The following is a 10,249-nucleotide window of genomic DNA, read 5'->3' on the forward strand; positions in this document are numbered from 1 at the left end:
GGCCGCCGCGGCCGGCAGCTGCGCGGCCATCGACGCGGGTGCCCCCGCGGCCTGCAACGGCGTGGTGTTGGCGGCCTCGGTGGCGAGGTATTGCGCGGCGCCGCCATTCATCAGCTGCACGAACTGGTTGTGAAACGCCGCCGCCTGGGCGCTGAGCGCCTGGTACACCTGAGAGTGCGCGCCGAACAGTGCCGCGATGCCCGCCGACACCTCGTCGGCACCCGGGGCCAACACGGTCGACGTCGGGCCCAGCGCCATCGAGTTCGCCGACGTGATCGTCCAGCCGATCCTGGCTAGATCCGACGCCGCAGCGGCGACATACTCAGGCGTCGCGAATACGAAGGACATCCGAACCTCCCGGCGATCTTCCGCCCCCGACTCCCTTATCGAGGAATGGTAGCGGAGCCGGCCGCGTTCGGCCCGGTAAAACGCATAAAGCCCGGATTGCCGTGATCGGCAATCCGGGCTTTAGCGCGGACGAACCTACTTGATGATCTTGACGACCCGGCCGGCGCCGACGGTGCGGCCACCCTCACGGATCGCGAACCGCAGACCCTCGTCCATGGCGACGGGCTGAATCAGCTTCACCGAGATGTTGGTGTTGTCACCGGGCATCACCATCTCGGTGCCCTCCGGCAACGTCACCACACCGGTCACGTCGGTGGTGCGGAAGTAGAACTGCGGACGGTAGTTGTTGAAGAACGGCGTGTGCCGGCCGCCCTCATCCTTGGACAGGATGTAGACCGAGCCCTCGAACTCGGTGTGCGGCGTGGTGGTGCCGGGCTTCGTGACGACCTGACCGCGCTCGACGTCCTCGCGCTTGATACCGCGCAGCAGCAAACCGACGTTGTCACCGGCCTGCCCCTGGTCGAGCAGCTTGCGGAACATCTCCACACCGGTGACCGTGGTCTTGGTGCTGGTCGGCCTGATGCCGACGATCTCGACTTCCTCGTTCACGTTGATCACGCCGCGCTCGACACGACCGGTGACCACCGTGCCACGACCGGTGATGGTGAACACGTCCTCCACCGGCATCAGGAACGGCTTCTCGGTCTCGCGGACCGGGTCGGGGATCGACTCGTCGACCGCGTCCATCAGCTGCTCGACGGACTCGACCCACTTCGCGTCGCCCTCGAGCGCCTTGAGCGCCGACACCCGAACGACCGGGGCGTCCTCGTCGAACTCCTGGGCGGCCAGCAGCTCGCGGACCTCCATCTCGACGAGCTCCAGCAGCTCCTCGTCGTCGACCATGTCGGCCTTGTTCAGCGCCACCAGGATGTAGGGCACGCCCACCTGACGCGCCAGCAGCACGTGCTCGCGGGTCTGCGGCATCGGGCCGTCGGTGGCGGCGACCACCAGGATCGCGCCGTCCATCTGGGCGGCGCCGGTGATCATGTTCTTGATGTAGTCGGCGTGGCCGGGGGCGTCGACGTGGGCGTAGTGCCGCTTGTCGGTCTGGTACTCCACGTGGGAGATGTTGATGGTGATACCGCGCTGACGCTCCTCGGGCGCGTTGTCGATCTGGTCGAACGCGCGGGACTCGTTCAGGTCCGGGTACTTGTCGTGCAGAACCTTGGTGATAGCCGCGGTCAGCGTCGTCTTGCCGTGGTCAACGTGACCGATGGTCCCAATGTTGACGTGCGGCTTCGTCCGCTCGAACTTCGCCTTCGCCACTTCGTTGTCCTCCTGGACTTGTTGGTGCTTGTTAAAGCAGTGTTGGTGTTTTCAGTTGTGCCGCGCCCAAGGCTTTGCAATGACCCGGCAAGATTACTCCGAGCAGATGTTTACTGACCCGTCGCCTTCGCGATGATCTCCTTCGACACGTTCGCCGGCACTTCGGCGTACGAGTCGAACACCATGGAGTAGTTCGCCCGGCCTTGGGTCTTGGACCTCAGGTCGCCGACGTAGCCGAACATCTCCGACAGCGGCACGTGCGCCCTGACGACGCGTGCACCGCTCCGCTCCTCCATGGCCTGGATCTGGCCACGGCGAGAGTTCAGGTCGCCGATCACGTCGCCCATGTAGTCCTCGGGCGTGGTGACCTCGACGGCCATGATGGGTTCCAGGATCACCGGCTGTGCTTGCGCGGCAGCCTTTTTCAGCACCTGCGAACCGGCGATCTTGAACGCCATCTCCGACGAGTCGACCTCGTGGAAGGCGCCGTCGAGCAGCGTGACCTTGAGGTTCACCAACGGGTAACCGGCCAGCACGCCGTACTGCATCGCGTCCTGCGCGCCCGCGTCCACCGACGGGATGTACTCCCGGGGGATGCGGCCACCGGTGACCTTGTTCTCGAACTCGTAGGTGGCGCCATCCTCGCCGGTGAACGGCTCGAGGTTGATGATCACCTTCGCGAACTGGCCGGAGCCACCCGTCTGCTTCTTGTGGGTGAACTCGACGTTGTTCGCGGCCCGCTTGATGGTCTCCTTGTAGGCCACCTGCGGCTTACCGACGTTGGCCTCGACCTTGAATTCGCGGCGCATGCGGTCCACCAGGATGTCCAGGTGCAGCTCGCCCATCCCGCCGATCACGGTCTGGCCGGTCTCCTGGTCCAGGTGCACCTTGAACGTCGGGTCCTCTTCGGCGAGCTTCTGGATCGACAGCGACAGCTTCTCCTGGTCGCTCTTCGTCTTGGGCTCGATGGCCACCTCGATGACCGGGTCCGGGAAGGTCATCGACTCCAGCACGACCTGGTCGTTGGGGTCGCTCAGGGTGTCGCCGGTGGTGGTGTCCTTCAGGCCGATCACCGCGTAGATGTGACCCGCCGACGCGGTCTCCACCGGGTTCTCCTTGTTGGAGTGCATCTGGAACAGCTTGCCCAGCCGCTCCTTCTTGCCCTTGGTGGAGTTGATGACCTGGCTGCCGGAGTCGACCTTGCCCGAGTACACCCGGACGTAGGTGAGCTTGCCGAAGAACGGGTGCGTCGCGACCTTGAACGCCAGCGCCGAGAACGGCTCGTCGGTCGACGGCTTGCGGATGACCTCGACGTCCTCCTTGCCCGGGGCGTGCCCGACGGCCGGCGGGACGTCCAGCGGCGAGGGCAGGTAGTCGATGACCGCGTCCAGCATGGGCTGCACGCCCTTGTTCTTGAACGCGCTGCCGCACAGCACCGGGTACGCCTCCGAGCTGATGGTCAGCTTGCGGATGGCGCCCTTGATCTCCTCGACGGTGAGCTCCTCGCCGCCCAGGTACTTCTCCAGCAGCGCCTCGTCGGTCTCGGCGACGGCCTCCAGCAGCTTGGTGCGGTACTCGTCGGCCTTCTCCTGCAGGTCGGCCGGGATGTCGACGACGTCATACTTCTCGCCCAGCTTGGCCTCGGCGCTCCACACCTTGGCCTTCATCTCGACCAGGTCGACGACGCCCTCGAAGTCGCCTTCCGAGCCGACGGGCAGCTGGATCGGGATGACGTTGGCACCCAGCCGCTCCTCCATGGTCTTCACCGAGAAGTAGAAGTCGGCGCCGATCTTGTCCATCTTGTTGACGAAGCAGATCCGGGGGACGTCGTACTTGTCGGCCTGACGCCACACCTGCTCGGACTGCGGCTCGACACCCTCCTTGCCGTCGAAGACGGCCACGGCGCCGTCGAGCACGCGCAAGCTGCGCTCCACCTCGACGGTGAAGTCGACGTGACCGGGGGTGTCGATGATGTTGATCTGGTTGTCGTTCCAGAAGCAGGTGGTGGCGGCGGAGGTGATGGTGATCCCCCGCTCCTGCTCCTGCTCCATCCAGTCCATGGTGGCGGCGCCGTCGTGGACCTCACCGATCTTGTAGCTGATACCGGTGTAGTAGAGGATGCGCTCCGTCGTCGTCGTCTTGCCGGCGTCGATGTGCGCCATGATGCCGATGTTCCGGACCTTGGTCAGGTCGGTCAGCACGTCCTTCTGTGCCACAGAAGTTCCCACTCTTTCGATTGCTTGGTTGCTGTCTTAGTTGCGCCCGGCCACTCTGCCAGTTCGGCGCCGGACGCCGCCTTTACCAGCGATAGTGCGCGAAGGCGCGGTTGGCCTCGGCCATCTTGTGGGTGTCCTCACGCCGCTTGACGGAGGCTCCCAGGCCGTTGCTGGCGTCCAGGATCTCGTTCGCCAGCCGCTCGACCATCGTCTTCTCCCGGCGCTGCCGCGAGAAGCTGACAAGCCAGCGCAGCGCCAGCGTGGTGGACCGGTCCGGACGGACCTCGACCGGCACCTGGTAGGTCGCACCGCCGACGCGGCGGCTGCGCACCTCCAGCGCGGGCTTGACGTTGTCGAGGGCGCGCTTGAGCGTGATCACGGGATCGGTGCCCGTCTTGTCCCGGGCATTCTCGAGCGCTCCATAAACAATGCGCTCGGCCAGCGATTTCTTCCCTTGCAGGAGAACTTTGTTCACCAGCTGGGTGACCAACTGCGACCCGTAGACCGGGTCGTTGACCAACGGACGCTTCGGCGCGGGCCCCTTGCGCGGCATCAGCTCTTCTCCTTCTTGGCGCCGTAACGGCTGCGAGCCTGCTTGCGGTTCTTGACCCCCTGGGTGTCGAGCGAACCGCGAATGATCTTGTACCGCACACCGGGCAGGTCCTTGACTCGGCCACCACGGACCAGCACCATCGAGTGCTCCTGCAGGTTGTGGCCCTCACCCGGGATGTAGGCGGTGACCTCGACCTGGCTCGTCAGCTTCACGCGCGCAACCTTCCGAAGCGCCGAGTTCGGCTTCTTCGGAGTGGTGGTGTACACGCGAGTGCATACGCCACGGCGCTGCGGGCTGCCCTTCAGGGCCGCGGTCTTGACCTTGGCGATCTTGTCGCGGCGACCCTTGCGGACCAGCTGCTGAATCGTTGGCATCTAGGACGCTTTCTGTGTTCGTGTTCGGTGTCTGTCGGCTGTTCTCAAGTCTTCGTACTGCAGTTTTGCCCTGCCGCACTACCCCGCGGCCGGGTGTGTCGCACGCGCTGCGCACCGGAGGAGATCCGATGCATCGTGGACATGCGAATTTGCCCGGCATCCACTTCCTTACGGTTAGGCGCCGTAAGCCGCCAGGCACGAACCTCCACAATACCCGCCGCCGGTCTCGCAGGTCAAAGCGGCGGTTCGTGGCGATCGCGAGCGCGGCGTAGCCGGGCGAAGCGGGTCGCCACCATCGGACTCGTGGCGATCGCGAGCGCGGCGTAGCCGGGCGAAGCGGGTCGCCACCATCGGACTCGTGGCGATCGCGAGCGCGGCGTAGCCGGGCGAAGCGGGTCGCCACCATCGGACCTAACCGCTTGCGCTGTCGTGCGCGACGCGCCGCTCCAGCCCCGCCGCCAGCCGCAGCACCATGTCCGAGAACAGCGCGTCGGTGTCGATGTCGTCCATCACACCGGTCATCTCCAGCAGCACGAAGCCGTGCAGCGCCGACCAGAACTCCAGCGACGCGTGGAAGGCCTCCTCGCCGTCGAGGCCGTAGGAGGACAGCACCGAGATCACCGGCGCGGCCGCGCCCCGGGTCGCCGCCGTGTACTCGGGATCCTCACCCCCGAACGGCATCCGGGTGAACGCCGAGTACCGGCCGGGGTGGTGATGGGCGTAGCTGCGGTAGGCGCCCGCCATGACCAGCACCGCGTCGTCGCGGGCGCGACCCTCGCCGACCCTGTTCAGCATCGTGATGATGTCGTCGATGACGCGGATGCGCACCGCGCGGCGCAGATCCTCGAGGCTGTCCACGTGGTTGTACAGCGACGGCCCCTTGGTGCCCAGTTGGGTCGCCAGCGCGTTGATGGTGAGGGCGTCCCAGCCCTCCCGGTCCAGGAAGGTGAGCGCGCCGTCGATGATGCCTTCGCGGCTCAGCTTGGCAGGGCGCGAGCCGGTTCTCCCCGCGCGCGGGCGCCCAGCCGCCGACGGCGTTGCCGGGTGAGCTGCCATGGCGGGGCCCTTCGCTTGCGTTCATCGGGGTGCTTAACTAATGACTCTAGTTGACGCCGGGCACGAAACTGTTTCAGCCATGGCCGGATGGACGTAATCTCATCGAGCAGATCCACCCGTCACTAAAGGGGGCCCGCAGTGAACTGGACAACCGTCGCCGGGTCGTTGGCAACCTGCATCATGACCGTCGCCGCAATCCCCGCCCCCACCGCACAGGCCAAGAACGGCGACACCCACGTCATCGGGGAGGGCATCGAGCAGACGCTGGATTGCAACGACGCCACCCTGCTGGTCAACGGCACCCGTAACAACGTGACGGCGCTGGGCAACTGCTACGCGGTGACGGTGATGGGTTCGTCCAACACCGTCGTCGCCGACTCGGTCTCGCACGACATCACCGTCTACGGCTACGACCAGACGGTGTTCTACCACGGCGGCTCGCCGTTCCTCTGGGACCGGGGCCGCGAGCTCGGGATGACCAACCGGCTTCAGCAGGTACCCGGCTGAGCCCGACACCGCACCACCATTCGACCGAGGGGAATCGAGGAACATTGACTGCCCACATCTTTGACCGCCCCTCGGGGCTGACCGCGTCCGCCATCGCCCCGGCCGTCGCGGCGGTATTGCTGGCCGGCTGCAGTTCGACGGCCAACCCGCCCACGAGTTCCACCACGACGACGAAGAGCAGTACGACGACAACGAGCGCCGGGGCGGCGCCGACGACGGGGTCGAGCGGGGCGAGCACCACCGCGTCGGTGGAGATCGGCAACACGCTCAACTACGGGTCGATGGGCACCACCACGACGCTCGACTGCGCCAGCGGCAAATCGCTGAACGTGGGCGGTTCGGACAACACCCTGACCGTCACCGGAGACTGCACGACGTTGACCGTCGGCGGCACGAACAACAAGATCACCCTGGACAAGGTCGACACCCGCATCAGCGTGGTGGGGCTGAACAACACCATCACCTACAAAGACGGTGAGCCCAAGGTCGACAACCTGGGTTCCGGCAACACCATCACCAAGGGCGGCTGAGCGGTAGTCGTTCGCCGGCATCGGTTTTCGCCGGGGTGCTGCGGGAGTATCCGGGGCATATGATCGTCCCAGCAGAACGGACTCCAGCCATGTTCCCCAGTACCACCAACCGCACCGGCGCGCTGGTTACGGCCTTCGTGGTACTGACCGGCGCCGTGACGCTTCCCGCGGCGGCGGCCGATCCCAACCCCGACGACCAGTTTGTGGCGCTGCTCGACCAGAAGGGCATCCCTGCTCTCGAGAACGTGCCGAGCCTCATCGCCACGGCCCATAGGATTTGCCGCCAACTCGATGGCGGAATGCCGGCCAGCGGCGTGGTCGACGACATGAAGCAACGGGCGTTCAATGCCAACTCGGCCGGCGGCCCATACCCTCCCGACCGCGTCATGCGCACCGTCGCCCGATTCATCTCCGCCTCGGTCGAGGCCTACTGTCCGAACAACCAACCGAAGATTGCTTCGCTGCAGTCCATGGCGAATCCCTTGCCCGGCGCGAGCGAACCGCCGCAGCGCAGCGATGCGGCCACGCACACCGCCGCATTCCACACGATCGGCCCGGTGTCGGGAACGTTTCCCGCGGGAGAAACCGGCCAGCCGGACCCGCCCCAGCTTCCGCCACCGCCGCCGCCGACGGCCCAGATCATGACGCCACCCCGGCCCGCCACGACCCCGTCGCCACCGCAGCAACCGCTGCCAGCCCAGCAGGCGCCCCCTGGACCGCAACAGGAGCCCGGTGCCCCTCAGCCGGGGATCCCTCCCAGCGGTGGTGGCGCCGGTCCGGAGCCGCCCCCCATGCCGCCCGGCAGGGTGAGGCTCGCGCCGTAAGTCAGGAGGCGACGGGTCGCCTAACCGGCGGACGCGCCGTGCCGGCCGGCGCCCGCGGCGAACCGCCCCGCACCCTCGTTGGCCTCGGCGGCGACCCGGGAGATGCTCGCGAATTCGAAGTCGATCGCCTCGGATTCCGTTGCCCCCCACTGATGTAGGGCCGAAAGCCGGTCCGACCGCAGGCACTGCTGAGGCAGCGCGGCCAGCTGCGCGGCCAGCTCCTCGGCCGCCTGCCGCGCCTGGCCGGTGGGCACCACGCGGTTGGCCAACCCCATCGCGAGCGCTTCGTCGGCCGTGACACCGCGGCCGGTGAGAATCATGTCCATCGCGCGGCTGTGCCCGATCAACCGCGGCAGCCGCACGGTGCCGCCGTCGATCAGCGGCACCCCCCACCGCCGGCAGAACACCCCGAACACGGCGTCCTCCTCGGCCACCCGCAGGTCGCACCAGATGGCCAGCTCCAGGCCGCCGGCGACGGCGTAGCCGCTCACCGCGGCGATCACGGGTTTGGACAACACCATCCGGGTCGGCCCCATCGGGCCCGGGCCGGTGCGATGCACCGCGTTGGCGTCGGGCGTGCCAAAAGCCTTCAAATCGGCTCCGGCACAGAAAGTTCCACCGTCCCCCCACAACACCGCGACCGACGCGGTGTCGTCGCGGTCGAATTCATCGAACGCCGCGTACAGCGCGGCGGCGGTGGGGCCGTTGACCGCGTTGCGCGCCGCCGGCCGGTTCAAGATGACCGTCGTCACCGGGCCGTTGCGCTCGATACGCACGGGATCGCTCATTGTGCCTCCGCAAATAGTGGTTCGCGCCGCTCGAGCAGCTCGGTGGCGAAGTCGTGGTACGCCGCACGCAGCCTGGCCCCCGGCCAGTCGCCGGGCAGCAGTTCGTCGGGCAGGACCGGGTCGGTGAGCAGGTGTCGCACCGTGGCCGCCGCCACCACGAAACGGCCCGGAATGTCCGGCGCGGCGGCCATCTCGTCGAGCAACTCCTGACCGGCCCGCGCCCAGGCGGGCAGGTCCCACAGCTGGGCGGCCAGCCCGGTCGGGTCGTCGTCGCGGGCCCGCAGGACCCGGACCCGCGCGTCGATCTCGGGATCCAGGTCGAACTCCAGGTTGTCGGGCCGCATCCAGACGCCTTCGCGCAACTCACCGAAGCGCTTGCCGTGCAGAGCGTTTCGCAGCGTGGCCCGGGTGCGCGCGTCCCCGCCCACGCTGGTCACGATCAGCGTGACCCACTCCCCGCGCCACGGCCGCAGCCGCGGGTCGATGGCGTCGTCCTGGCGCCGCTGGCGGGCCAGCAGTCGGTCCGAGAGCCGGTAACCGTCGGCGGAGCGGATCAGGTCGCCGGCGCCGACCATGCGCGTCAGCGCCACCCGCAGCGCGGTCTCCTTGATGCCGAAGTCGGAAGTGAGCTTGACCAATTCACTCGCACTGGCGCACGCCGGGTGGGCCCCCAGCAGCACGCTGAGCACCACCGACCGGGCCGTCAGGGTGGGCATGGCTATACCTGTGACGCGCGGCGGCCGTAGTCACCGAAGGGCTCGTCGCGATGCCGCACCGCGTCGCGGAAGCCGTGCTCGGTGGCGTCGGCGACGAAGGCGTGGCCTTCCGGGGTGTGCCGGGCGACCCCGTCGAACACGGTGCTGACCATCCTGCTGGTGGCCACACCCTGTTGCAGCAGAGCCGAATTCAGCGCCAACTTGACCATGATCAGCTGGTTGACGGGCACCGCCGCGATCCGTTCCACCAGCCGCTCGGTGCGCTCGTCGAGGTCGGCCGGGTCCGGCGCCTCGACCGCCAGGCCCCATTCGGCGGCTTGGGCGCCGGTGATGCAGTCGCCGGTGAACAGCAGGCGCTTGGCGCGCTGGTCGCCGAGCCGGTGCGCCCACAACCCCGCCGCCGGAACGCCCCACACCCGCGTGGGCGGGTAGCCGATCTTGGCGTCGGCGGCGGCGATCACCTGGTCGGCGTGCAGCGCGATGTCGGTGCCCCCGGCCACGCAATAGCCGTGGATCTTGACCACCGTCGGTTTGTCGGCGTGCATCAGGCTGGAGAAACCACGCACGAACCGGCTCATCATCTGGTAGTCGATCATCGGATCCCAGGGCTGATTCGGTAAGTGGTTGACCGCCTGGGTTTTTCCGTCCAGCACGGTGCCCCGATAGGCGCCGGTCCCGCCGGCCGAACCGGTGCGGTCGGCGTAGGCGGACAGGTCGAAGCCCGCGCAGAACCCCTCGCCGCGGCCCGAGACCAGGATCACGTGCACATTGGGATCCAGGTCGGCCCGCTCCACCAGCGCCGAGAGCTCCAGCGGGGTGTCCGCGACGATCGCGTTGCCCTTCTCCGGTCGGTTGAAGGTGATCCGGGCAACCCGGTCGGTGACCTCATAGGTCATCGTCTGCAGGTTGTCGAAGTCGACCGGCCTGATCGCGTGAGTCACCCCTTGACCAACGCTCGCTCGAGGATCGGGGCCAGATCCAGGCCAGCGGGCATGGTGCCGTAGGCGCCGC

The 10,249-nt window shown here is 67.5% G+C and carries 13 protein-coding genes; 3 read left to right on the plus strand and 10 right to left on the minus strand.

Annotation, left to right across the window (positions count from 1 at the left end; translation table 11 throughout):
- The 6 genes from A5692_RS11765 to A5692_RS11790 form a co-directional block, all read right to left on the minus strand.
- The coding region (locus A5692_RS11765; protein ID WP_156766045.1) for a PE family protein at positions 1 to 348 on the minus strand (348 nt) is incomplete at its 3' end.
- Positions 349 to 483: 135 nt separating this feature from the next.
- Positions 484 to 1,674 carry an elongation factor Tu gene (tuf, locus tag A5692_RS11770; RefSeq protein WP_067921884.1) on the minus strand — a complete coding sequence of 397 codons (1,191 nt, stop codon included), beginning with the start codon at positions 1,672 to 1,674 and terminating at the stop codon, positions 484 to 486.
- A 110-nt stretch (positions 1,675 to 1,784) separates the two neighbouring features.
- On the minus strand, positions 1,785 to 3,890 hold the full coding sequence (gene fusA / locus A5692_RS11775) for an elongation factor G (RefSeq protein WP_082962615.1): 2,106 nt from the start codon (positions 3,888 to 3,890) through the stop codon (positions 1,785 to 1,787).
- 82 nt (positions 3,891 to 3,972) lie between these two features.
- Positions 3,973 to 4,443: a 30S ribosomal protein S7 gene (rpsG, locus tag A5692_RS11780; protein WP_007167813.1), complete on the minus strand. Its 471-nt coding sequence runs from the start codon at positions 4,441 to 4,443 to the stop codon at positions 3,973 to 3,975.
- Positions 4,443 to 4,817, minus strand: coding sequence for a 30S ribosomal protein S12 (gene rpsL / locus A5692_RS11785; RefSeq protein WP_007167812.1), 375 nt, complete (start codon positions 4,815 to 4,817; stop codon positions 4,443 to 4,445). The genes rpsG and rpsL overlap by 1 nt, the downstream gene beginning before the upstream one ends.
- 411 nt (positions 4,818 to 5,228) lie before the next feature.
- Positions 5,229 to 5,873: a TetR/AcrR family transcriptional regulator gene (locus A5692_RS11790; RefSeq protein WP_068056112.1), complete on the minus strand. Its 645-nt coding sequence runs from the start codon at positions 5,871 to 5,873 to the stop codon at positions 5,229 to 5,231.
- Between the two features lie 138 nt (positions 5,874 to 6,011).
- Here A5692_RS11790 and A5692_RS11795 point away from each other — a divergent pair, with 138 nt between their 5' ends.
- The 3 genes from A5692_RS11795 to A5692_RS30245 all read left to right on the plus strand — a co-directional run bounded on the left by A5692_RS11795 (position 6,012) and on the right by A5692_RS30245 (position 7,734).
- Positions 6,012 to 6,380: a DUF3060 domain-containing protein gene (locus A5692_RS11795; protein WP_068056117.1), complete on the plus strand. Its 369-nt coding sequence runs from the start codon at positions 6,012 to 6,014 to the stop codon at positions 6,378 to 6,380.
- A gap of 44 nt (positions 6,381 to 6,424) precedes the next feature.
- On the plus strand, positions 6,425 to 6,910 hold the full coding sequence (locus tag A5692_RS11800; protein ID WP_068056118.1) for a DUF3060 domain-containing protein: 486 nt from the start codon (positions 6,425 to 6,427) through the stop codon (positions 6,908 to 6,910).
- Positions 6,911 to 6,999: 89 nt separating this feature from the next.
- Positions 7,000 to 7,734 (plus strand): DUF732 domain-containing protein, encoded by a 735-nt coding sequence (locus A5692_RS30245; RefSeq protein WP_068056119.1) that lies wholly within the window; start codon positions 7,000 to 7,002, stop codon positions 7,732 to 7,734.
- A gap of 20 nt (positions 7,735 to 7,754) precedes the next feature.
- Here the strand turns inward: A5692_RS30245 and A5692_RS11810 are convergent, their stop codons facing one another.
- The 4 genes from A5692_RS11810 to A5692_RS30395 all read right to left on the minus strand — a co-directional run.
- Positions 7,755 to 8,522, minus strand: coding sequence for a crotonase/enoyl-CoA hydratase family protein (locus A5692_RS11810; RefSeq protein WP_068056123.1), 768 nt, complete (start codon positions 8,520 to 8,522; stop codon positions 7,755 to 7,757).
- Positions 8,519 to 9,238 (minus strand): PaaX family transcriptional regulator C-terminal domain-containing protein, encoded by a 720-nt coding sequence (locus A5692_RS11815; protein ID WP_068056125.1) that lies wholly within the window; start codon positions 9,236 to 9,238, stop codon positions 8,519 to 8,521. The genes A5692_RS11810 and A5692_RS11815 overlap by 4 nt, the downstream gene beginning before the upstream one ends.
- Positions 9,239 to 9,240: 2 nt before the next feature.
- Positions 9,241 to 10,179 carry a crotonase/enoyl-CoA hydratase family protein gene (locus A5692_RS11820; RefSeq protein ID WP_068056127.1) on the minus strand — a complete coding sequence of 313 codons (939 nt, stop codon included), beginning with the start codon at positions 10,177 to 10,179 and terminating at the stop codon, positions 9,241 to 9,243.
- The coding region (locus A5692_RS30395; RefSeq protein ID WP_369830289.1) for a hypothetical protein at positions 10,176 to 10,249 on the minus strand (74 nt) is incomplete at its 5' end. The genes A5692_RS30395 and A5692_RS11820, both read right to left, overlap by 4 nt.

The organism is Mycobacterium sp. E342 (assembly GCF_001667665.1).
In the GTDB taxonomy this organism is placed as follows: Bacteria; Actinomycetota; Actinomycetes; order Mycobacteriales; family Mycobacteriaceae; genus Mycobacterium.